The organism is uncultured Lacinutrix sp. (genome assembly GCF_947500325.1).
Taxonomy (GTDB): domain Bacteria; phylum Bacteroidota; class Bacteroidia; order Flavobacteriales; family Flavobacteriaceae; genus Lacinutrix.
On the sequence record NZ_CANMRQ010000009.1, the window covers coordinates 62,499 to 83,678 of the forward strand.

General features: G+C 30.2%; 21 protein-coding genes. 9 read left to right on the plus strand and 12 right to left on the minus strand.

From position 1 onward, the window contains the following. The first annotated feature begins 92 nt into the window (after window positions 1–92). Window positions 93–2,021, plus strand: a complete 1,929-nt coding sequence (locus Q0997_RS12290) for a CocE/NonD family hydrolase (RefSeq protein WP_299889276.1) — start codon at window positions 93–95, stop codon at window positions 2,019–2,021. Here Q0997_RS12290 and Q0997_RS12295 read toward each other — a convergent pair whose 3' ends face one another. Both Q0997_RS12295 and Q0997_RS12300 read right to left on the minus strand, forming a co-directional pair. After that, on the minus strand, window positions 2,022–2,399 hold the full coding sequence (locus Q0997_RS12295) for a VOC family protein (RefSeq protein WP_299889278.1): 378 nt from the start codon (window positions 2,397–2,399) through the stop codon (window positions 2,022–2,024). It abuts the gene before it with no gap. Next, on the minus strand, window positions 2,400–3,605 hold the full coding sequence (locus Q0997_RS12300; RefSeq protein WP_299889280.1) for an MFS transporter: 1,206 nt from the start codon (window positions 3,603–3,605) through the stop codon (window positions 2,400–2,402). A 320-nt stretch (window positions 3,606–3,925) separates the two neighbouring features. Here Q0997_RS12300 and Q0997_RS12305 point away from each other — a divergent pair, with 320 nt between their 5' ends. Then, window positions 3,926–5,341, plus strand: coding sequence for a cytochrome P450 (locus tag Q0997_RS12305; RefSeq protein WP_299889282.1), 1,416 nt, complete (start codon window positions 3,926–3,928; stop codon window positions 5,339–5,341). A 29-nt stretch (window positions 5,342–5,370) separates the two neighbouring features. Then, complete coding sequence (locus Q0997_RS12310) at window positions 5,371–5,976, plus strand: DUF1684 domain-containing protein (RefSeq protein ID WP_299889284.1); 606 nt, start codon at window positions 5,371–5,373, stop codon at window positions 5,974–5,976. Between the two features lies 1 nt (window position 5,977). Here Q0997_RS12310 and crcB read toward each other — a convergent pair whose 3' ends face one another. Beyond that, window positions 5,978–6,343, minus strand: coding sequence for a fluoride efflux transporter CrcB (gene crcB / locus Q0997_RS12315; protein WP_299889286.1), 366 nt, complete (start codon window positions 6,341–6,343; stop codon window positions 5,978–5,980). A gap of 220 nt (window positions 6,344–6,563) precedes the next feature. Between crcB and Q0997_RS12320 the strand changes: the two genes are divergently transcribed. Continuing rightward, window positions 6,564–8,630 (plus strand): hypothetical protein, encoded by a 2,067-nt coding sequence (locus tag Q0997_RS12320; protein ID WP_299889288.1) that lies wholly within the window; start codon window positions 6,564–6,566, stop codon window positions 8,628–8,630. Window positions 8,631–8,704: 74 nt separating this feature from the next. On the opposite strand, the gene Q0997_RS12325 is transcribed toward Q0997_RS12320, so the two are convergent. Further along, entirely contained in the window at window positions 8,705–9,727 is a 1,023-nt protein-coding gene (locus Q0997_RS12325; protein ID WP_299889290.1) for an SRPBCC family protein, read from the minus strand. 97 nt (window positions 9,728–9,824) lie between these two features. On the opposite strand from Q0997_RS12325, the gene Q0997_RS12330 reads away from it, so the two are divergent. Further along, on the plus strand, window positions 9,825–11,867 hold the full coding sequence (locus tag Q0997_RS12330; RefSeq protein ID WP_299889292.1) for a dihydrofolate reductase: 2,043 nt from the start codon (window positions 9,825–9,827) through the stop codon (window positions 11,865–11,867). Window positions 11,868–11,959: 92 nt separating this feature from the next. Here the strand turns inward: Q0997_RS12330 and Q0997_RS12335 are convergent, their stop codons facing one another. From Q0997_RS12335 to Q0997_RS12365, 7 genes are all read right to left on the minus strand, one after another. Further along, window positions 11,960–12,679 (minus strand): hypothetical protein, encoded by a 720-nt coding sequence (locus tag Q0997_RS12335; protein WP_299889293.1) that lies wholly within the window; start codon window positions 12,677–12,679, stop codon window positions 11,960–11,962. 77 nt (window positions 12,680–12,756) lie between these two features. Then, on the minus strand, window positions 12,757–13,380 hold the full coding sequence (locus Q0997_RS12340; RefSeq protein WP_299889295.1) for a response regulator transcription factor: 624 nt from the start codon (window positions 13,378–13,380) through the stop codon (window positions 12,757–12,759). Further along, on the minus strand, window positions 13,377–15,164 hold the full coding sequence (locus Q0997_RS12345; protein ID WP_299889297.1) for a sensor histidine kinase: 1,788 nt from the start codon (window positions 15,162–15,164) through the stop codon (window positions 13,377–13,379). The genes Q0997_RS12340 and Q0997_RS12345 overlap by 4 nt, the downstream gene beginning before the upstream one ends. 10 nt (window positions 15,165–15,174) lie before the next feature. Beyond that, the gene (locus Q0997_RS12350) at window positions 15,175–15,615 is read right to left on the minus strand and encodes a hypothetical protein (RefSeq protein ID WP_299889299.1); all 441 of its coding nucleotides are present in this window, start codon (window positions 15,613–15,615) and stop codon (window positions 15,175–15,177) included. 2 nt (window positions 15,616–15,617) lie between these two features. Continuing rightward, entirely contained in the window at window positions 15,618–16,790 is a 1,173-nt protein-coding gene (locus Q0997_RS12355; RefSeq protein WP_299889301.1) for a trypsin-like serine protease, read from the minus strand. Beyond that, window positions 16,790–17,176 carry a hypothetical protein gene (locus Q0997_RS12360; protein WP_299889303.1) on the minus strand — a complete coding sequence of 129 codons (387 nt, stop codon included), beginning with the start codon at window positions 17,174–17,176 and terminating at the stop codon, window positions 16,790–16,792. The genes Q0997_RS12355 and Q0997_RS12360 overlap by 1 nt, the downstream gene beginning before the upstream one ends. Before the next feature lie 140 nt (window positions 17,177–17,316). Continuing rightward, complete coding sequence (locus Q0997_RS12365) at window positions 17,317–17,502, minus strand: hypothetical protein (RefSeq protein WP_299889305.1); 186 nt, start codon at window positions 17,500–17,502, stop codon at window positions 17,317–17,319. Between the two features lie 60 nt (window positions 17,503–17,562). Here Q0997_RS12365 and Q0997_RS12370 point away from each other — a divergent pair, with 60 nt between their 5' ends. Continuing rightward, window positions 17,563–18,285, plus strand: a complete 723-nt coding sequence (locus Q0997_RS12370) for an SDR family NAD(P)-dependent oxidoreductase (RefSeq protein WP_299889307.1) — start codon at window positions 17,563–17,565, stop codon at window positions 18,283–18,285. A gap of 18 nt (window positions 18,286–18,303) precedes the next feature. After that, on the plus strand, window positions 18,304–18,690 hold the full coding sequence (locus Q0997_RS12375) for a nucleoside triphosphate pyrophosphohydrolase family protein (RefSeq protein ID WP_299889309.1): 387 nt from the start codon (window positions 18,304–18,306) through the stop codon (window positions 18,688–18,690). Window positions 18,691–18,750: 60 nt separating this feature from the next. Here the strand turns inward: Q0997_RS12375 and Q0997_RS12380 are convergent, their stop codons facing one another. Then, window positions 18,751–19,818 (minus strand): branched-chain amino acid aminotransferase, encoded by a 1,068-nt coding sequence (locus Q0997_RS12380; RefSeq protein WP_299889311.1) that lies wholly within the window; start codon window positions 19,816–19,818, stop codon window positions 18,751–18,753. Between the two features lie 116 nt (window positions 19,819–19,934). On the opposite strand from Q0997_RS12380, the gene Q0997_RS12385 reads away from it, so the two are divergent. Together Q0997_RS12385 and mnmD are read left to right on the plus strand one after the other, a co-directional pair. Continuing rightward, entirely contained in the window at window positions 19,935–20,432 is a 498-nt protein-coding gene (locus Q0997_RS12385) for a DUF4920 domain-containing protein (RefSeq protein ID WP_299889313.1), read from the plus strand. A 1-nt stretch (window position 20,433) separates the two neighbouring features. Next, window positions 20,434–21,108, plus strand: a complete 675-nt coding sequence (gene mnmD, locus Q0997_RS12390) for a tRNA (5-methylaminomethyl-2-thiouridine)(34)-methyltransferase MnmD (RefSeq protein ID WP_299889314.1) — start codon at window positions 20,434–20,436, stop codon at window positions 21,106–21,108. The last annotated feature ends 72 nt before the right edge of the window (window positions 21,109–21,180 follow it).

The following is a 21,180-nucleotide window of genomic DNA, read 5'->3' on the forward strand; positions in this document are numbered from 1 at the left end:
TTGTTTTTTTTATATAGATATAATAATTCTTATAATAATAAATAAGACAATTGTTTTTGTAATTTAGACAATCAAAATTATTAACTACCCATATGAAACTTCTTTATAAATTATTATTAATTATGCTATTACTTTTTTCTGGATGTAAAAAAGGCAAAAAAGCTGAAATAACTGTAATAGAAGAGGTTGATACATATGTTCAGGACCATTATAATAAACAAGAGGTAAACATAGTTATGCGTGATGGCATAAAATTGCATACTACTATTTATTCTCCAAAAGATAAAAGCAAAGCATACCCAATTTTAATGATGAGAACACCATACAGTTGCAAGCCCTATGGTGATAATGAGTTTAAAGAAAAAATAGGGCCAAATAGTCATTTAATGAAAGAAGGGAATATAATAGTCTATCAAGATGTTCGCGGTCGTTGGATGAGCGAAGGTGTTTATGACAATATGAGAGCTTATATTCCTAATAAAAAAAATGAAAAAGATATTGATGAATCTTCAGATACGTATGATACAATTGACTGGTTAGTTAATAATGTAGAAAATAATAATGGTCGTGTTGGCACTTGGGGAATTAGTTATCCAGGGTTTTACGCAACCTATTCAACAATAGATGCTCATCCAGCATTAAAAGCGGCTTCGCCTCAAGCATGTATTGGTGATTTCTTTTTTGATGATTTTCATCATAACGGCGCCTTTTTATTGAGCTATTTTAGAGCAGTTTCTCTATTTGGAACAGAAAAAAGTAAACCTACAGATTCGACTTGGTATAAATTGCCAGAATTAGGAACAGAAGATCAATACCAATTCTTTTTAGATGCTGGACCATTAAGTAATTTGAATAGTTATTTTCAATATGAAAAACCGGATGATAACTCTGTTTCTAAATCAGATAAAATTGATGATGTATTTTGGAAAGAAATAATAGATCATCCCAATTACGATAGTGTATGGAAACCTAAAGGGTTGATTCAGAATTTAAAAACTATAAAGTCGTCTGTAGCAACAATGGTAGTCGGCGGTTTTTTTGATGCCGAAGATTTATATGGGCCTTTAGAAACATATAAAACAATTGAAAAATATAACCCTAATAATTATAATACGATAGTGTTTGGACCATGGGATCATGGGCGATGGGCAAAATCTGAAGAAAAAAACTATGTAGGGAATTACTTTTTTGGAGACTCTATTTCTTTAAGATTTCAAAAAGATGTAGAAACTAAATTTTTTAATCACTTTTTAAAAGGCGAAGGTAATGGAAAATCTGGATTGCCAGAAGCTTATGTTTTTGATTCGGGAAAGAAAACATGGAGTAGTTTTGATGCCTGGCCTCCAAAATCTATTGTAAAACAAAAAATGTTTTTGAATGAAAATCAGGAATTATCTGTGTCTAAAAGAGGAATAACTAAAGAAGTATTTATTAGTGATTTAAAAAGACCTGTACCATATTCTGAAGATATTAAAACGGTTTTTACACCAAGAAAATATATGACAGACGATCAGCGGTTTACTGCAAGACGTCCAGATGTATTGGTATATGAAACAGATGCTTTAGAAGAAGATTTAACTTTAGCTGGAGATATTTTTGCGCATTTAAAAGTAGCAACTACAGGAACAGATGCCGATTGGATAGTTAAAGTTATAGATGTACATCCATCAGATATTGAAGAGCAAGAAGAAGGTATGCAAGACCATTTAAAATTAAGTAATTACCATATGATGGTTCGTAGCGAAGTTATGAGAGGTCGTTTTAGAAATAGTTTTGAGAATCCCGAACCATTTACTCCTAACGAGAAAACCAATGTAACTATTAAATTACAAGATGTATTTCATACTATCAAAGCGGGGCATAAATTACAAATACAAGTACAAAGCACATGGTTTCCATTAATAGATTTAAATCCGCAAACTTTTGTGCCCAATATTTATAAAGCAAAAGAAGCAGATTTTAAAAACCAAACGCATACTGTGTTTAGTGATTCTAGTATAGAATTTTCAATATTAAAATAATTATTTAATACGCCATGGTGGATTTTTTCTATTCTCTCCAGCTTTAAATAATATAACGATATTACCATCAGGATCTTGAACTTTAGCCTCGCGCCAAAGCCAAGATTCATCTTTGGGTAGTTGTATAAAAGTAATTCCTTTTAATTGTAATTCTTTAACCAAAATATCTAAATTATCATCTTCAAAATATAGTGTCGTATTGTTTTTTAGTAAAACATCATCTGTATAATGAATAGATAGAGTTGCCTCACCATCTGGACATTCTAGTCTAGCATAACGAGGCAAAGCATCTACAATTAACTTTAAACCTAGTTTTTTATAAAAAGACACTAATGGTCTTGTGTTTTCTGTGGTTATAGTGACTTGATTTAAATTCATTTATGCGGTTTTTTTCTTCATATATAATTTTAAAATAAATAATAATAACACACATAATATGGCTAAAACTGTCATAATATACCATGTGTTGTCAAAACCTAATTTTTCAGCTAGTTGTAGACCAACATTATGACCAAAAATACTTCCAACAGAAAAGGCCATAGCGTACATAGCCATAAATTCTCCTTGATTTCCACGTTTTGCTCTATCTAAAGCAAATCCGTTTGCAAAAGGAAAGGCAATCATTTCTCCTATAGTCATTAGTAGCATCCCTATTATCAATATTCCAGACCATTCAGTAATGTTTAGTACAATTAAACTTAAACCAGTTAGAAAAGCTCCAAATAAAATGAGTCCAACTTTTGTGTTTTTAGTTTTTTCTAACCATTTAATTAGTGGCATTTCAAATAGAAAAATAAATAAACCATTAGCTCCTAAAAGTAGACCAACTTGTAATTCACTTAACTCATGTGCTTCTCTATAGTAAATTGGCATGGCAGAAAAATATTGAAAAAATACAATTGCAAATAATACCATTGCTCCAAAAAATATTAGAAAAGGAATATCTCTATATGCAGATTTAGGGTTCTTTACAATTATATCGTCTTGAATTTTTGCAGTTTTAGGGTTTAGTACATTAAACAACACCAAAGTTGCTAAAATACAAGTAATACCATCAACCCAAAATAACCCACCGTAACTTAAATGAGTAATTATTAATCCTCCAACTGCAGGTCCAGCAGAGAAACCTAGATTAATGGCTAAACGAATTAGTGTAACACTACGTGTTTTGTTTTCAGGTTTACTATAAGCACTCATAGCAACAAAAGATGCAGGTCTAAACATGTCTGCAACACACATGGTAAAGAATATACCAATACAAAGTGATTTAAACGTAGTTAAATACTGCAGGCCTATAAAAAGAAAGCCAGTAGCAAGAAGACTAAATACCATGATTTTATAGTACCCTATTATATCTGTAAGTTTACCTCCAAACCATGTTCCAACTAAAGAACCTAAACCAAAACATGTCATAATCCAACCTACATTAGATTTAGATATATCTAAATCCTCTGTTAAGTAAATTGATAAAAAAGGGATAACCATAGTGCCAGCTCTATTAATTAATGTAATAAGAGCGAGCCACCATATTTCTTTTGATAATCCACTAAAAGAATCCATGTAATTTTTAAATAGCGTTTTCATTGGTTTGGTTGTTTTGGTTTATGTCATTTGCTAAAAGTTTAATTCGTTGATAGACCTAAAATAAAAAAGTCCAACTACGAAGTTGGACTTTTAATATTGTATTAATTGATATTTACATCATCATAAAATATAAGAAGCCCAACCTGTATCTCTACAAGAGGTCCATTGTTGCTTATAATTTTTAATGACTAAATACATTTTTTTATCTTTTGATGGTTCAAAGCTAAACAAAAAAGTATTAAGTTGTATTTTTGATTAGTAAATATTTTTAAAACTAATTTAAAATATAAGCCTTTTAAAAGGCAATTATTATATAGTTTATGCATGATGACAAGCTAATTACAATAAAAGATTTAAAATCTCCAAAAGGCACTTTTTTACTTGGCCATTTGCCACAATTTAATACTTATAATAAACATCAAGTGCTTGAACGTTGGGTAGAAGAATCTGGTGATTTATTTAAAATACATTTTGTAGGAAAGGAATTTGTAGTATCTGCTAATCCAGATATTAATAATAAAATGCTAAGACAAAGACCAGAACAATTTAAACGCTTTTCTAAGATTGATGAAATTTTAAAAGAAATGGGTGTTGATGGTGTTTTTAATGCCGAAGGAGCGTCATGGAAACGACATAGAAAGCCAATAGCAGAAGCTTTAAATGTGAAAAATGTAAAAGCATATTACCCTATCATTTTAGACAAGACCAATGAAATTCTTAAAAAATTTAAAGCATATGCAACTAAAAAAAGCATTGTAGATGTTCAAAAAGAATTCATGGCTTTTACAATAGATATTACGACAGAAATAGCTTTTGGTCACAAATTAGATACTATAAATAACAAGTCTGATGGCTTTCAAAAACATTTAGAAGTTATCTTTCCAATGATTAATTCTAGAATCACAGCGCCGATACCAATATGGCGATATTTTAAGAAGGAAAAAGGTAAAACACTAGATTATTCTTTAAAATCTATAGAGAAAATAATTTTTGAGTTTATTGAAGAAGCAAAAAGTAGAATAGTAGATAATCCTAAATTAAAAGCACAACCAACTAATTTTTTAGAAGCTTTATTAGTAGAAAGTGATGAAGAGAAATTTAACGATAAAGAAATTTATGGAAACATTTTTACAATGCTATTGGCAGGAGAAGATACTACATCAAACTCATTGTCATGGGCTGTTTTTTATTTAGCACAGCATCCAGAAATTGTAAATAAAGTTAGAGAAGAAGCTTTTACTGAATATAATAATCTAGACATACCAAGTAAATATGAGACCATTGAATCATTAAAATATGCCAATGCAGTAGTTCAAGAAGCAATGCGTTTAAAGCCAACAACACCTCAATTGTATCTTGAGTCTAATGAAGATGTTATTATTAATAATGTGTCTTTTCCCAAAGGGACAAGTATTATTCTTCAGAATAAAGTGGCACAAAATCAAGACGAATACTTCTCTAATGCTAATGCTTTTGAGCCCCAAAGGTGGATTGTTAGTGAATGTCCAATGCATAAAAACCATTCGCCTAATATAATGAGGGCTTTTGGTGGCGGCGCTCGTTTTTGTCCAGGAATGTTTCTAGCAAAAAGTGAAATGGTTGTTTTAGTTTCTGCACTGTGTAAACATTTTGATTTTAAATTAGAATCTAAATTGGAAGATATAAGAGAGCGATTTGAGTTTACAATGTATCCAGAAAACTTAAAAGTAACCCTTAAGCCAGCTAACAAGATTTAGTTGTATTTTTGAATTAAATAAAAAGTAAAATGAAAAATATTTTCTGTCTATTATGTCTTAGTGTTTCGTTATTAAGTTGTGCGCAAGAGAAAAAGCCTTTATTAGGTGAAACTGACTTTCAAAAAGAATTAAATGCAGAGTATAAAGATGCTACCAAGTCACCTTTATTAGCTAAAGATTTAAAAAATTTCAATGGGTTAGATTTTTTTAAATTTGATTCTACTTTTGTGGTTGTAGCTAAGCTTAAGAGAACACCAGATTCAGATTTTCATCCCATGGAGACAACTACAAATAGAGTTTCTATGGAGCGTATATATGGCGTCTTATCTTTCGAATTAGTAGGAGAAACTTTTAGCCTTAACGTATATCAAGGGGAAGATTTAATGAAGACTGAAGGATATGAAGATTATTTGTTTTTACCTTTTTCTGATGCTACAAATGGTGAAGAAACATATGGAGGTGGAAGATATATGGATTTAAGAATACCTAATGTAGATACCATAGAATTAGATTTTAATAAAGCGTATAATCCATATTGCGCCTATAACCCAAAATATTCCTGTCCTATTGTTCCTTTAGAAAATTCATTAGATGTTAGAGTAGAAGCAGGTGTGAAAAAATACGACAAGCATTAATTTATTTTACTAAATGCATGCCTGCAAAAACAGCTAAAAAACCTATAGCGAAACTAGCTATAGTATAGATAGCAAAGCTTGTAAAATCGCCAGTCTTTAGAAAAGCATGATTTTCATAAGCAAAAGTAGAAAAGGTTGTAAAACCTCCACAAAAACCTGTAGCTAAAAGTAGCGTATGGTTCTCTGTTAGCGTATTATTTTTTAAGGCTAACCCTAATATAATTCCTATTAGAAAACTGCCTAAAATATTAGCAGCGAAAGTGCCATATGGAATTCCAGTTTCAGTGCTATTTAAATATTTACCTATAAGATAACGTAATACACTACCAAATCCACCGCCAACAAAAACAAGTAAAAGGTTTTTCATAGTTGTTTATACTGTTAAGTCTACAATATTATCTTTTTTTTTAGTCTTATTCTATTATTACCTAAAATAAATCATTTTTAAAATTTTAACATTTAAGATGTTAATCTTTTTACAAATAGACTATAAAGTGGTTGAGTGAATACTTGATTATTAGTCTCACTTTGGCGAAAACCGAAAAGCCAAAATAGAGTAGGTACGCTATTTAATTTCTATAATTATTATGAAAAAATTAAACGAAAAGCAACTAATAGTTGCGAGACAGGAGTATAAACCTTACTTGTCTTTAGGAGAAAAAAAGCTATCAAAGCTTAAGTTAAACACAGAAATGAACTTTTTTAGTCAAAAATTGAATACCACTTTCGAGTCTTTAGGTTGTGTGGGCTATAATTCGGCTAAACAACAACTAACTGCTACCATTAATATTAAACGTGAAACAGGCTATTTAGGTGGATTGTGTACAAATGGATCTTACGAATATGTAAGGTTTTATATGGACTACCAAGATGGTAATGGTTGGGAAGATATGGGAGTAGTTGGTGTAAATGTACATGATATTCCTACCGAGAAAGATTGTGTACAGAAAGATGAAAAACCTATTACTTATGTTGCTAGATTAGATATAAGTTCTAAAAGGAAATATTGCTCTGTTCCTAATTTACCTATTGTAAGAGCTGTTTTATCATGGAATTCTATACCAGAACCTAATGATCCAGATTTAGCTTTAGGGACTTATGTATGGAGTGATACTAAAGATGCTCAAATTCAAATTGAGCCATACAAATTTTTTATCCCAGATTTTACAGTATTTGAAATAGACGACATACTAAATACAGCTATTTTAAATCCTAATTTGTCTTTAAACCAATTAACTTTAGGTCAACCTGAAAAAAAACTTGAACTTGATAAAGTAAAGACCACAATTACACCAAAAGCATTAAATTTTAATGAGCTATCATTACTATATAATAATGAGAAAATTGAGCCACATCGTTTTGGGTATAAAGAATTACAAAAAGTAATAAATACACCATATTCATCAGATATTGCTAGCATTTCAAATTTATTTGAACTTAACAATTGGAGTTTAGCAGAAAGTTTAGAACAATTGTATAATATAGAATGTAATAATGAATATGAAGAATTGGTTTGCGTTGGAGCAGATTATAATCGTGAAGCTTTAGTAGGGACATTTAAAGTTAAAAAAAGCTCAGGATACAGTGGTGATTTATGTAGTGACGGAAGTAAAGAGTACGTATCTTTCTGGGTGCAAACCGAAGAAAATTGCGAATGGGTACATGCAGGAACGACCTCTGTAAATGTTTACGATATTCCAGATGTGCCAGATGATGGACTGTTTTATTCAGCTGTATTACCTTATAAATTTAACGGTCTTAAAAAAGACTGTCAACAACCTCAGGTGCTTAAGGTAAAAGCAGTTTTATCATGGAACGTTGCCCCAGAAGATATGGGATGCCCAAGATGGGGAGATATTTTAGAGTCTTATGTGCAATTACAACCAGAAGAAGTTTCGATTGGCGTAGGTCCAGAAATGAAAGCGATAGGTGGTATTCATGTAGATTATATTAATAACATGGGATTCTCTATGTTAAATGCTCACTTTAGATATTCAGGATTACCAGTTACTCTAGATAGCGCTTTTGCTGGAGTTGTAGTAGTAGAAGCTGAGACTAACAAATTTGATGGACAATCTTATAAAATAAGAGTAGATAATTTAGATACTGGAGAAAGTTATTATGAAGATACTGCATTTAGAAAAGATGATATTTTTGATTGGTCTTATGCAGATCCAGTTACTAAAGAATATACTTATTATGGAGACGCTACAAATAATTCACTCAATATTGTAGCAAGATTTAGACCAAGATATGCAAACAATAGAATTAGAGTTACTATTGAACATTCAGACTTAACATCTTATAGTAAGGTTATTCAAATGGATAATATCTCTCCAAAATTAACACTTAATATAGATAATTATGGAGACTGCTCGCATTTTGTAAAAGGAAGTATTATTACTGGAAATTATGAAGTTGAAGAAACATACTTAGATGCTTTTACATTAAGTACAACAGTAGCAGATCCTGCAAATTTAATTGTTGCTAGTGGTGTAGCTTCAAATGCTGGAAACTTCTCAATTGTTACATCGTCTTCTAAAAATTGCGGTGATATTGTATTGTCTGCTAGACCTAGAACAGTTGTTAATAGTGTTAGCATGCACTCTTCAGTACCAAAAAGAAGGATTATATGTTTAAAAGATCCTAGTTAATATCTCTTTCTAGAGGAAACAAAAAGCAGTTCTAAATTTAGAACTGCTTTTTTTATTAAGTAACTGTATATAACTTATTTTACAGCTATATAAATTTCAGTTTTTAAATCTGCAGGATTAGGAGTATTCATTGGAGAATTAAGATAAGATTCCAAATTTGGACCAGTTTCAATTTGTTCTAGTCCACTATCCTTTATTTTTTTAGTAGCAGTTTCCCATGCTTCTTTTAGATTATCATAACTTCCATTTAGAGTTGTTTTAACTGCTTTAAACGGTTCAAGTTGACCAGTAAGTATATTACTGTCTGTAGTTATAACTTTTGCAGTCGTAGGAACACAACAAGAAAACATAACTGAGTTATTTGTTTCATCCCATTTATGATATAAAACATAAGGAGCTCCAGCTTTAGTAATGTTGTTTTTTTGAGCATAACCAATTACTTCTTGATACATTTGCCCCATTTTATTTTGAAAATCTTGAAAGTTTGTTGCTGTAGTATTGTAAATATAAAAACCTCCACTATGTTGTGTTGTTTCTTTATCTACTACAATACTATATTTTTTCATATTAACTTGTACTATGCTATCTAGTTTTTCAAGACTGCGTTCATATTCTGGTCCAATTTGTTTTTCCATGCCACCCATTAAAGCCGAAAAAGCTTTAAAAGCAAATGGTAAATCTTTACCTGCTATATCCCAAGTGACTTCTGTAGAACCATCAGTATTAGGTTTAAAGGTCCATGATACATCAGACTTTGGGAATTCAGCAAATTGCATTTCTTGAGTTATAGACTTATTAGGAGTAGTTTTTATAGTTTTCATAGTACCAATGCCATCTTTGTCTTCCCAAGAATAAGAGCCACCAATACCTTCAGTTTTTTCAGGAAGAGTTATGGTCATATTCGGATCTTTTTCAACCCAAGAAGACCAAGTAGACCAGTTTTTAAAATCTACAACATTATTGTATACTACGGCTGCGGGTGCTTGTATTGTTTTGGTTCTTGTAACTTTAAACTCATTAGGTTGCACTGCTATATATATAGCTAACGCTATAATAGCAATAAGTAACAAGAAGAAAATATATTTTAATGCTTTCATAAGTGGTGTTTTTGATTAGGTATTACCAAAAATACAATTTTTTAATGTTTTTATAAATAACCTTACTTTTGTTAGAAACTAATTAAAATGTATAATAATGAAATTTAGACCCATAATTGGAATTGCTTTAGTAACAGCCTTTTTATTTTCTTGTGGAAATGATACTAATAAAGCTGAAGTTGAAAGTAAAAAAGAACCAACAGTAGTTAAGGACTTTAATTTTAATGTAGAAGAATTTGCAGATATTAAAGTATTACGTTATAAAATACCTGGTTGGGAAAATTTAAGCTTGAAAGAGCAGAAACTAGTATATTATCTTACACAGGCAGGTTTAGCCGGACGAGATATTATGTGGGATCAAAATTACAGGCATAACCTAAAAATTAGAAAAGCCTTAGAAGCTATTTATAAGAATTATAAAGGTGATAAAAAGTCTGATAATTGGAATGCCTTTACTATTTATTTAAAGCGTGTTTGGTTCTCTAATGGTATTCACCATCATTATTCTAATGATAAAATAAAACCAGAGTTTTCTTCAGATTATTTAAAAGAATTATTGACAGCTACTAATGTTACATTAGAAGGCGAGGCTTTTGATGTGATCTTTAATGATAAAGATCCAAAAAAAGTTAATCTAACAAAAGATGTCGATAACGTATTATTATCTGCAGTTAATTTTTATGGGCCGGATGTAACTACTAAAGATGTTGAAAATTTTTATAAAACTAAGATATCACCTAATGCAGATAAGCCATTGTCATTTGGTTTAAACTCTCAATTAATAAAAGAAAATGGTGTTCTTAAAGAGCGTGTTTATAAATCTGGAGGATTATATGGTGCTGCTATTGATGAGATTGTAAAATGGCTGGAGTTAGCAAAAGGAGTTGGTGAAAATCAAGAACAAGTTAATGCACTAGGTTTATTAATTAATTATTATAAGACAGGAGACTTACAAACTTGGGATGATTATAATGTTGCTTGGACTGCAGCAACAGATGGAAACATAGACTATATTAATAGTTTTATTGAAGTATATAATGATCCAGCAGGTTATAGAGGATCTTATGAAACGATTGTACAAATAAAGGATTTTGACATGTCTGAAAAAATGTCTGTTCTTTCTGCAAATGCGCAATGGTTTGAAGATAATTCACCTTTAATGGATGCGCATAAAAAGAAAAATGTTGTAGGTGTAACCTATAAAGTTGTTAATGTTGCAGGAGAAGCCGGTGATGCTTCACCAAGTACACCAATAGGTGTAAATTTACCTAATGCAAATTGGATTCGTGCAGCTGTTGGAAGTAAATCAGTGTCTTTAGGAAATATTATTCATGCTTATAACAATGCAGGAAGTAGTGGACGCTTAAAAGAGTTTGTGCATGATGAAGAGGAATTAAAATTAGAAGAAAAACATGGACAGTTGGCAGATAAATTACATACAGCATTACATGAAGTTATTGGGCATGCTTCTGGACAATTAAATCCTGGTGTTGGAGAAACTAAAGAAACGCTTAAAAAGTACGCATCAACTTTAGAAGAAGGTCGTGCAGATTTAGTTGGACTGTATTATTTATACGATTCTAAATTACAAGAGTTAGGTCTAGTAAAAGATTGGAAAGCGGTTGGAATGGCTGCTTACGATGGTTACATTAGAAACGGTTTAATAACACAGCTTATTAGATTAAAATTAGGAGATGATGTAGAAGAAGCTCATATGGTTAACAGACAATGGGTTTCTGCTTGGGTATTCGAAAAAGGCTTAGCAGATAATGTTATTGAAAAAGTAACTAAAGACGGGAAAACGTATTTTAATATTAACGATTATGATAAGTTACATGAGTTATTCGGACAATTATTACGAGAAACACAACGTATAAAATCTGAAGGTGATTACAAAGCAGTAGAAGCCTTGGTAGAAGGTTATGGTGTAAAAGTAGATCAGGCTATACATGAAGAGGTATTAAAACGTAATGAACAGTTTCCATCGCCACCTTACAGTGGTTTTGTAAACCCAGTTTTAGTGCCAGAAACTAATGATGCTGGAGAAATTACTAAAATTAACGTCACGCAACCAGATACGTTTGATGGGCAAATGTTAGAGTATAGTAAGAACTATAGTTTCTTGCCTGAAGTGAACTAGTATAGAATATATCTTGTATTTAAAAAGCCTTAATCCATAAGATTAAGGCTTTTTGTTATATAAATAATTCATCAACGACATTTAACTTGTAATTAGTTTTTTAATTCTGTCCCTTTGCTTTCTGAAATAGAAAATCCAATATTAATGCCTATACCTAACCACGGTTTTTTATTATATTTCCAATTGGTTTCTTTATCATTGTTTCCTAATAAATCTAAACCATAAAAAAGTCCAAGATTTATGTTTTTGTCAAAATGCAGTATTACACCACTTGATATAGAAAAGGCACTAGCGGTTCTATCTTTTTCAACATCACTATTTTTATTGTTTAAATTAATGGTTGAGAGCCCTATTCCAATTGCTGGTTCATATAGCCATTTTTCTTTGATTTCTCTATTGAATCTAAATTGAAAACCAATGTTCATCCCAAAATTTATGTTTTGTTCAAAATCAAAATCATCAATTCTAATTTTGAATGGGATAGTATAAAATCCAGCTCTTACTCCTTTAAAATTAGAATAAACTTGAGTTGTATATTTATTAAATTTTGATTTTTCAATTGAATGGGTTAGTAAAGTACTGTCTTTTTCTACAAATTTTTTATTTAAATCGTTGTTTCCAAATGGGTATACTCTAAAAATAACCTTTCCAGTATTTGTTGTATCAATTACTCTTATAGCGTATCCTTCTTTAAATTGGAGATTACTTTCATCTTCGTAAAGAGTATTAAATCTGTAGCTTCCTTTTAATTCTTGAGCAAAAAAAGTTGTATGAACAGTAAATAATACTAAAAATAAATAATATTTTTTCATGATTTCTAGTTTTGATTATTAGTGATTCAAACATAGAAATCTAGTGTATGTAATAACATACCCAATAAAAGGTATATCTAAAACTTATATTTTTTTTCTAAAGCATAACGCATTAATTCACCTTTGCCTTTAAGACCAAGTATACGAACCATGTTTTTTCTATGCGTATCCACGGTATGTATTCCTATAAAAAGTAACTCACCAATTTCACGAGAAGTTTTACCTTGGGCAATCAATTCTAGAATTTGGATTTGGCGTTTCGTTAAGACTCCTTTTTTAGAAGATTTAGCATTAGACTGTAATGAATTTGTATCAATATTAGCGTCGTAATAGGTTTCTCCTCTTTTTATGGCTTCAATGGCATCTTTAACTTCATTTAGAGATGAGTTTTTTAATAAATACCCAGAAGCACCTGCGGCAACCATTTGTTCAATAGCATCTAACTGGTCAAACATAGTAAACGCTAATACTTTTATTTCAGGGAATTCTTTTTTTATCTGTTTTGTAGCTGTAATACCATCCATTTTTGGCATTCTAATATCAGTAATTACAATATTTGGACGTTTAAGTCTAACAATATCTAATAACTCTTCGCCATTATTTGCAGTACCAACTATAGATAAATTATCTTCATATTCAAGAAGGAGTTTAATACCGTCAATTAACGATTGATGATCTTCTGCAATAGCTAATCGTATCATAATGGGATATCTATTATTATGGTAGTACCTTGGTTAATTTGAGATTCTATTTTAATGTCGCCTTCTAAATGCTCTATTCTTTTCTCTATACTATGCAATCCCATGCCGTTATTTTTTAGAATCTTACTAGTATCAAAACCTTTACCATTATCTTCTATCATAATATTTAAACTGTCTTCATGATTGGTTATATTAATAGTAGCTTCAGAAGCTTTAGCATGTTTAACAATATTCGCAATGAGTTCTTGTATAATTCTAAAAATAGTAAGCTCTAGGCTGTTTTCTAATCGCTTTTCTAAACCATGATCTATAACATCAATGGTGATTTTATTTGCTATTGAAATTTTATTAGCCATTTCGTTTATAGCTTTTAAAAGGCCTTGTTTGGCTATTACACCAGAGTTTTTTGCATGGGCAACAGTTCTTATTTTATTATAAGCTTCGTCTATTAATTGGTTGGTTTTTGCATATAGTTCAGGTGTTTGTTTTTCTTTTAGCGTATTAAAATGGAGTTTAACAGTAGCCATAAGCCCGCCTAAATCATCATGTAAGTCATTAGCAATACGTTGTCGTTCTTTTTCTTGACCTTCAATCATGGCATCAATGGCACTTAGTTCCTGTTCCTTAAGAATAGTTGCTAACTTTTGAGTTTCTAATTCTTTTTCTTGCTCAGCTAGTTTTTGTTTTCGTTTAGTGTTTTTTTGAAGTAGAAAAAATAGTATGGTCCCAAAAAGTAATAAAGTACCTAATAATAAAGCTACATTTTTATTCTTTTCTTTTTTTCTTTGTTCAATTAAAATTTGTTTTTCATCTTCTGCTTTTTCAGCACGTAATGTTGCATTATCATATTGTTCTTTTATTTCTGAAATAGCTATATTTTGATTGATATCATTAATACTGTCTTTAAGTTGAATATAGCGTTCTAAATATTTGCTAAAGTTTCTATAATCTTTTTTTCCTTTGTATGCTTCATATAAGTTTTTAGAAAAAACTAATTCAGATTTAGGAATGTTTTTTTTTATTTGAATAGAATCTGCTTTTAGATAATACTTCAAGGCATTATTATAATCTTTTAAATTATAATGAGCTTTACCTTGATTATTATAGTTATATGCAATGGTTTGCGTGTCATTATATTTAAAAAAGACAGGTAAAGATTTTTTAAAATAATAAAGCGCAGAATCAGGGTTTTTTATATAATCATTAAATACACTTCCTTTATTCATAAGTCCATAAGCGATGTACAAAGTGTCTTTGTTCTTTTGAGAAAGTTTAATGTACCTGTCAAAATACTCATTCGCTAAGTTGCCTTTTTCTTCATCCATATAATTAGATGCAATTCTATAATAAATTGATCTTAAAGCTTTATAATCATTTTTTAAAGAAGCATATTGTTTTAACTCATCTAAAATGGACTCAGTTTCAATTTTAATATCATTTTGATGACTTAAGATCTTTAGAATATTAATATTACAATTGGCTACATTTTTAATACTATCTGTTTTAATAAAAAGTACTTTTGCTTTGAGCGTTTGTTTGTAGGCAATTCCATGATTATCATTCATCAAATGTGCTTCTCCTAAAAAATAATAGACTAAAGCTTTATCATAAGTTGTAGCTTTAAGTGTGTCTATTTTTTCTAAAAGGCTTATGGCTTTATTAGCTTTGTAATTATTTAATTCACTATAAACTTTATCTAAATTTATGTTTTGAGAAAAACAGGAACAAGTAAGCATAAATATGCTTACTTGTATTAATAAATTATATTGCTTGAGTTTATTCACTAAATTTATATTAACCTCCTACTAAAATGTTTCCTTTTTTTACGTCTGGAATTGTTGCGGTGTCATAACAATCAGAGCATACTTCCTTAAGATGTTCTCCTTTAAAAAGTTCGTCAGGGAAAAAAATAATTCTAGAAACTTGAACTTTTTTAAAATCACAACCATTTTTTATTGGAAAGGGAATATTTGTTGTTGTAGAGTTGTCAAATCCTTTAATTTGTAGTTCGTGACAATTATTTGAATCGTCACAGTTTTTTCCAGTTATGGCTTCAATGCTACCTATTTGATAGCCATTTATATTATTATTAGTTATAGTTAATTCTGTCGCTATTCTTCCTTGCCATTTAGTGAATTTTCCTTTAATGTAGGTGTTATTAGCTTTGTTATGGAATAAAAAATATTCCTTTTTTGGATTACCTATTTCTACAGGTTCTTCGCTAGATGTTTTCATAATTAGATGTTTTTAAAAGTGATAAATTCTTTAAAAGTGATTTTAGGTAAACATTCAGTTTCGTCTACCTTTTGATTGAATATTTTTTGAAAATGATTGGAGAAGGTAGCAGTATTGTTATCATTTTTTGCAAAAATTAAACCTAAAGCGTGATTAGATTTACTAACTAATAGAGAGCCAGAGTCTCCTGGACTAGCCATACAAGAAGTTAGTATTTGGTTTTTGAAATATTTGTCTTCTTCATGGATATATAAAGTTGAATTAATAGATCTAACTATTCCTTCTGTATATCCTGTACTCTTTCCACATTTTTTTACAAACATCCCAATTGCAGCAGGAATAGGAAGTTGAAAAGAAATATTATTACACCTTGTATGATTTCCTATTTCTTGTTTTTCATATAGCTTGACAATAGCTGCGTCTACTTCTTCATTTTCCAGTTCCCAATGTATTGTTCCTATATCTCTAATTATAGAATTGTCTTCTCTAGAGGGATGTGTTACTATATTTTTTTTATTATTTTTACATATACCTCCTCTGAGAACATGTTTATTTGTAATAATATATTTGTTTTTATCATTACGCATTTTAAAAACAGCTCCTAAAGTTCCAGATAATCCTGAAAGTTTTTTGCTAGAAATACTGATTCCTCCTTCTAAGAATTTTTGACTACTATATGAAGCATTATTAGTATTTCCACAGCATAGTAGTTTTATTTCCCCAGATATTTTAAGATTCAACTCTTTTTCTTTTATTATTTTTGAATCTTCTAGCGAATAACCTAAATTTAATAATGTATCTTTTTTAAACTCATTTATAGAATAATTATTAAGCTTCAATTCTTCTAATTCCGAATTTGATAAACCAAAATTATTTTGTTTCTTACTATATAAACTACTATTTTCAATAGCATTGATATCTATGTTTTTTAGCTTTTCAATTAATAAATTGTTTTTTAGAATTTTTTTTAAGTATTTAATTTTTCTAGATTTTAAAAAGCCTTCAATTAATCTGGTGTGGTCTGTTTTTCTTAAAAGGCCTACTTCAATAGCATATTTAAATGGATTATTGGGATGAAGTATAACAGCAGCATAAACTGCTTTCCCGTGAATTTGCTCTATAAAAATTTCATCATGATGGGTTTTTAAATATTCATTAGCTTCTTGCTCTGTCATCACAATCCATTTATAGGGTTAAATAAATACACTAAAACAAAAACAGCTAAAGCACCACCAGCAGTAATAGTAGATTCTTTTTCTGCTAAAGACATTGGCGCACTTACAGGTTTGTCTATAGGTTTACCATCAGCATTAAAAGTTTTGATAGAATTTTCTAGAGGTTGACCTTCTTTATTGTATTCAATTTTTAGCATACCCGGTATAGATATACTAACAGCACTAGCAGCTAACGCGGTTATAACTCTAAAAAACCAAAGAATAAATTTTTGATTGTCAGGATCGAATGTTTCATTAGTTGTTAATGAGTTTAAGTAAATTGCAGATATTCCAAAAGCAACTACAGCTACAATAAACATAGCCAAAGGAGGTACTGTTTTTCTCATAATAGAGTTTAATTAAGAATTATTAGCGTAAAATTCAACAAAATAGCAAAGTAGAAAAATACCCAATACAAGGTATTCTTGATAAAATGTTGTAATTTTTATATGAAGTTAAGAAAAAACTCTTATTTGAAGCTGTTTACTTACTTAAAAATAAACTTTATGGCAGCAATTAATCCTATAAAGCCTATAAAGGCTAATAATACCCATAGCGTACCTCTGTAATGTTGTTTGTGAATATTAATATCTTTTCTATAAGTATAGATTAATGATGAGATAAACACCATAGCAAAACAAATAGCAAAAATTAATTGTCCTGTACTAAACATATACTTATTTTTAAATTTTAAAAACTGTTGAAGAATTAACATTTCAAAAATACGACTAATATGCCAAATGCCATAATTTTTGGTGCCACTTCTGGGATTGGAAAAACACTAATACATCATCTTATAAAAGATGGTTATACATTAGCAATTACGGGAAGACGATTACAGTTATTACAAGAGATTAAAACCAAACATCCAGATAAGATATTTATATACCAACATGATGTGCAAGATATTGAAGCGTCAGATGTTGTATTTAAAACTATTTTAAAGCAATTTAAAACAATCGATTTAGTAGTGCATAGTTCTGGTGTTGGCTATGAAAACCCTAACTTGGAATGGGAAAAAGAGTACGATACCTTGAAAACTAATGTAATTGGTGCAACTAAAATTTACGATTTAGTATTTAATCAATTTATAAAACAAAAATTTGGACATCTAGCTGCTATTTCTTCTATAGCTTCGCTTCGTGGTAATCGTGGTGCTCCAGCATATTTCGCATCAAAAGCCTTTCAAGTAAACTATCTGGAATCCTTATATTTGAAAACCAAAGAAATTAAAGGAGGAAAAATATATATTACAGACATTCGTCCTGGCTTTATAGATACTAAAATGGCACTTGGAGACGGCATATTCTGGATGGCTCCATTAGAAAAAGCAACCAAGCAAATTTACAGAGCGATTAAAAGAAAGAAAAGACGAGTGTATATTTCTAGACGCTGGAATGTAATTGCTTGGGTATTAAAAGTAGTGCCTTCATGGCTCATGAAAAAAGTAATGTAAAATAAATAAAACTAACTAATGAAAAACAAAATTGAAGCTGTAAAAGCATTTCACACAGCATTTAAAATAGGACATTTAGAAGCTCCAAAAGCAGATTTAGGCATAGACAAAAACACACTACGTTTTAATTTAATGAAAGAGGAAAATGAAGAGTATTTTGAAGCAGCAAATAATAATGATTTAGTTGAAGTTGCAGATGCACTAGGAGATATGCTATATATATTATGCGGTACAATTATAGAACATGGTATGCAACATAAAATTGAAGAAGTTTTTAATGAGATACAACGTAGTAATATGAGTAAATTAGGTGAGAATGGAGAGCCTATTTATAGGGAAGATGGCAAAGTTTTAAAAGGACCTAATTATTTTAAACCAAATATTGCAGAGATATTAAATAAATAGATTACTTTGTTAATACTATTAATAAAAAAAAAGCAGCCTTACTGGCTGCTTTTATATTTTCTATACTTTAACTCTCCATCCAAATGGATCGTCTGCTTTATTTGTTTGTATATCTACAATACGTTTTTTTAATCGAGTAGCAAAAGGATTTTCTATTTCGGGTAAATCAAAATCCTCACCTCTAAAACCAAAACCAGCAATTGGTGAAATTACTGCTGCAGTTCCTGCTCCAAATAATTCTTTTAAACTTCCGTTTTTTGAAGCTTCAATAAGCTCACTCACTTTTACCTTTCTTACTTCAGTATTTATACCTTCAGCTTTAGCTATATCTATAATACTTTTTCTTGTAATACCGTCTAAAATACGATCGCTTACAGGAGCAGTAATTAAAGTGTCGTTTATACGAGCAAAAATATTCATAGCACCAGCTTCCTCAATATATTCATGAGATGTATCGTCTGTCCAAATAACTTGCTGGTAACCTTTGTCTTTAGCTAACTGCGTAGGATAAAATTGTCCTGCGTAATTACCACCAGCTTTAGCATAGCCAACACCACCATTTGCAGAGCGCGAATATTTTTCTTCAATTAATACTTTTACTTCTCCAGCAAAATAAGATCCAGAAGGCGCACAGGCAATTATAAACTTGTATTCGTCTGCTGGCGTGGCACGAAAACCTTCTCCAGAAGCAAAAATAAATGGTCTAATATATAGAGAACTGCCTTCGCTTGTAGGAATCCAGTCTTTTTCAAGATTTAAAAGAGCATTTAAACCATCTTGAAAATAATCTTCAGGAAGTTCAGGTATAGATAAACGCTTTGCAGAAATATTCATGCGTTTAATATTCTCCATAGGGCGAAATAAAAACACATTGTCATCACAGTCTTTGTAAGCTTTCATTCCTTCAAAAATAGACTGCCCGTAATGAAAAATCTTTGCAGAAGGGATTAAACTAATAGGAGCAAAAGGCTCAATTTTTGGCATATGCCATTTGCCGTCTTTATAGTCACATGTTAACATGTGATCAGAAAACACTTGTCCAAAAGCTAAATTGTTAAAATCAATACTCTCAATTTTAGACGTTTTTACTTTAGTTATATCAATTACATTTTTGGTAATACTTGCCATTACTTATGGTTAATTTTATACTGCAAAAATAGAGAATAAAGAATTAAGAAATTACAAATTAAGCTTAAAATAGTATCTTTGACGAAGTAATTATTAAAATAATAAAAAACAACAAAATGAAAAATGCTTTAATAGTAATTATGTTATTTTTTGCTGCAGTTTCTTGTAAAAAAGAAAAAAAGACAGTAATCGAAGAGCCTAAAGTTGAAATTGCCTATAAATCTTTTGGAAAAGAGATTATTGCAGATGATGCTATTGCAGCAAAATCAATGGCTACGCAATACAAAACCATGAATTTAGGCGATAGTATAAATAGTAAGATGATTGCTAAAGTTGATGAGGTATGTCAAGCAAAAGGTTGTTGGATGAAACTTAATTTAGACAATGGCGAACAAGTAATGGTTAAGTTTAAAGATTACGGATTCTTTATGCCAAAAGATATTAAGGGTAAAGAAGTCATAATAAATGGAAAAGCTTATGTAAAAGAAGTCTCTGTAGATGAGCAAAGGCACTATGCTGAAGATGGTGGAGAAACTAAAGAAGCTATAGCAGCAATTACAGAACCAAAACGTACTTATTCTTTTGAAGCAGACGGCGTACTTTTGATAGAGTAGTTTGAAGCGTGAGATTATTATAACTAATGATGGTTCTAAAACCATTCATATACCAGAATGGAATGAGCAATATCATTCTATACATGGTGCAATACAAGAAGCTAAACATGTGTATATTAAACACGGTTTAGCTTTTTTTTTAGCTTCTGAAATGTATTCTAAAGCTTCAGAAGTTTCAATTCTAGAAATAGGATTTGGCACAGGCTTAAATGCTTTTTTAACTGCTATAGAAGCTGAAAAATTAAATGTTAATTGTAATTACGTTGGAGTAGAAGGTTTTCCTGTAACTAAAGCGGAAATCGAAGCACTTAATTATTCTGAAGTATTAAAAAATAGAGATTTGTTTAAAGCAATTCATAATACTCTATGGGAAGAAAAAACTAATGTCTCTAAAAGATTTCAGCTTAAAAAAGAAGAAAAACAATTTTCTAAAATACAGACTATAAATACTTTTGATGTTATCTATTTTGATGCTTTTGGCCCCAGAGTCCAACCAGAATTATGGATAGAGTCTATATTTAAAATTATGTATGATGCGTTGAAGTCTAAAGGAGTTCTTGTTACTTATTGTGCGCAAGGTGATGCAAGACGTGCTATGATGGCCGTTGGATTTACAGTTAGTAAAGTTGAAGGTCCACCTGGAAAACGACATATGCTTAGAGCCATTAAAGGATAGAGTTAAAAAAAGTTAATACTGTTAAATCGAGCTTAAACTCAAGATTATAGTAATAATGAAATTGTATTTTTA

What these genes read in the sequence shown, in the direction of transcription:
- Q0997_RS12295 (WP_299889278.1), bottom strand. Translation starts at nt 2,399, where the DNA reads ATGAATTTAAATCAAGTCACTATAACCACAGAAAACACAAGACCATTA.
- Q0997_RS12360 (WP_299889303.1), bottom strand. Translation starts at nt 17,176, where the DNA reads ATGAGAAAAACAGTACCTCCTTTGGCTATGTTTATTGTAGCTGTAGTT.
- Q0997_RS12375 (WP_299889309.1), top strand. Translation starts at nt 18,304, where the DNA reads ATGAAAAACAAAATTGAAGCTGTAAAAGCATTTCACACAGCATTTAAA.
- Q0997_RS12320 (WP_299889288.1), top strand. Translation starts at nt 6,564, where the DNA reads ATGAAAAAATTAAACGAAAAGCAACTAATAGTTGCGAGACAGGAGTAT.
- Q0997_RS12355 (WP_299889301.1), bottom strand. Translation starts at nt 16,790, where the DNA reads ATGACAGAGCAAGAAGCTAATGAATATTTAAAAACCCATCATGATGAA.
- Q0997_RS12330 (WP_299889292.1), top strand. Translation starts at nt 9,825, where the DNA reads ATGAAATTTAGACCCATAATTGGAATTGCTTTAGTAACAGCCTTTTTA.
- Q0997_RS12300 (WP_299889280.1), bottom strand. Translation starts at nt 3,605, where the DNA reads ATGAAAACGCTATTTAAAAATTACATGGATTCTTTTAGTGGATTATCA.
- Q0997_RS12365 (WP_299889305.1), bottom strand. Translation starts at nt 17,502, where the DNA reads ATGTTTAGTACAGGACAATTAATTTTTGCTATTTGTTTTGCTATGGTG.
- Q0997_RS12380 (WP_299889311.1), bottom strand. Translation starts at nt 19,818, where the DNA reads ATGGCAAGTATTACCAAAAATGTAATTGATATAACTAAAGTAAAAACG.
- Q0997_RS12340 (WP_299889295.1), bottom strand. Translation starts at nt 13,380, where the DNA reads ATGATACGATTAGCTATTGCAGAAGATCATCAATCGTTAATTGACGGT.
- Q0997_RS12325 (WP_299889290.1), bottom strand. Translation starts at nt 9,727, where the DNA reads ATGAAAGCATTAAAATATATTTTCTTCTTGTTACTTATTGCTATTATA.
- Q0997_RS12310 (WP_299889284.1), top strand. Translation starts at nt 5,371, where the DNA reads ATGAAAAATATTTTCTGTCTATTATGTCTTAGTGTTTCGTTATTAAGT.
- Q0997_RS12350 (WP_299889299.1), bottom strand. Translation starts at nt 15,615, where the DNA reads ATGAAAACATCTAGCGAAGAACCTGTAGAAATAGGTAATCCAAAAAAG.
- Q0997_RS12335 (WP_299889293.1), bottom strand. Translation starts at nt 12,679, where the DNA reads ATGAAAAAATATTATTTATTTTTAGTATTATTTACTGTTCATACAACT.
- Q0997_RS12370 (WP_299889307.1), top strand. Translation starts at nt 17,563, where the DNA reads ATGCCAAATGCCATAATTTTTGGTGCCACTTCTGGGATTGGAAAAACA.
- Q0997_RS12385 (WP_299889313.1), top strand. Translation starts at nt 19,935, where the DNA reads ATGAAAAATGCTTTAATAGTAATTATGTTATTTTTTGCTGCAGTTTCT.
- Q0997_RS12305 (WP_299889282.1), top strand. Translation starts at nt 3,926, where the DNA reads ATGCATGATGACAAGCTAATTACAATAAAAGATTTAAAATCTCCAAAA.
- crcB (WP_299889286.1), bottom strand. Translation starts at nt 6,343, where the DNA reads ATGAAAAACCTTTTACTTGTTTTTGTTGGCGGTGGATTTGGTAGTGTA.
- Q0997_RS12290 (WP_299889276.1), top strand. Translation starts at nt 93, where the DNA reads ATGAAACTTCTTTATAAATTATTATTAATTATGCTATTACTTTTTTCT.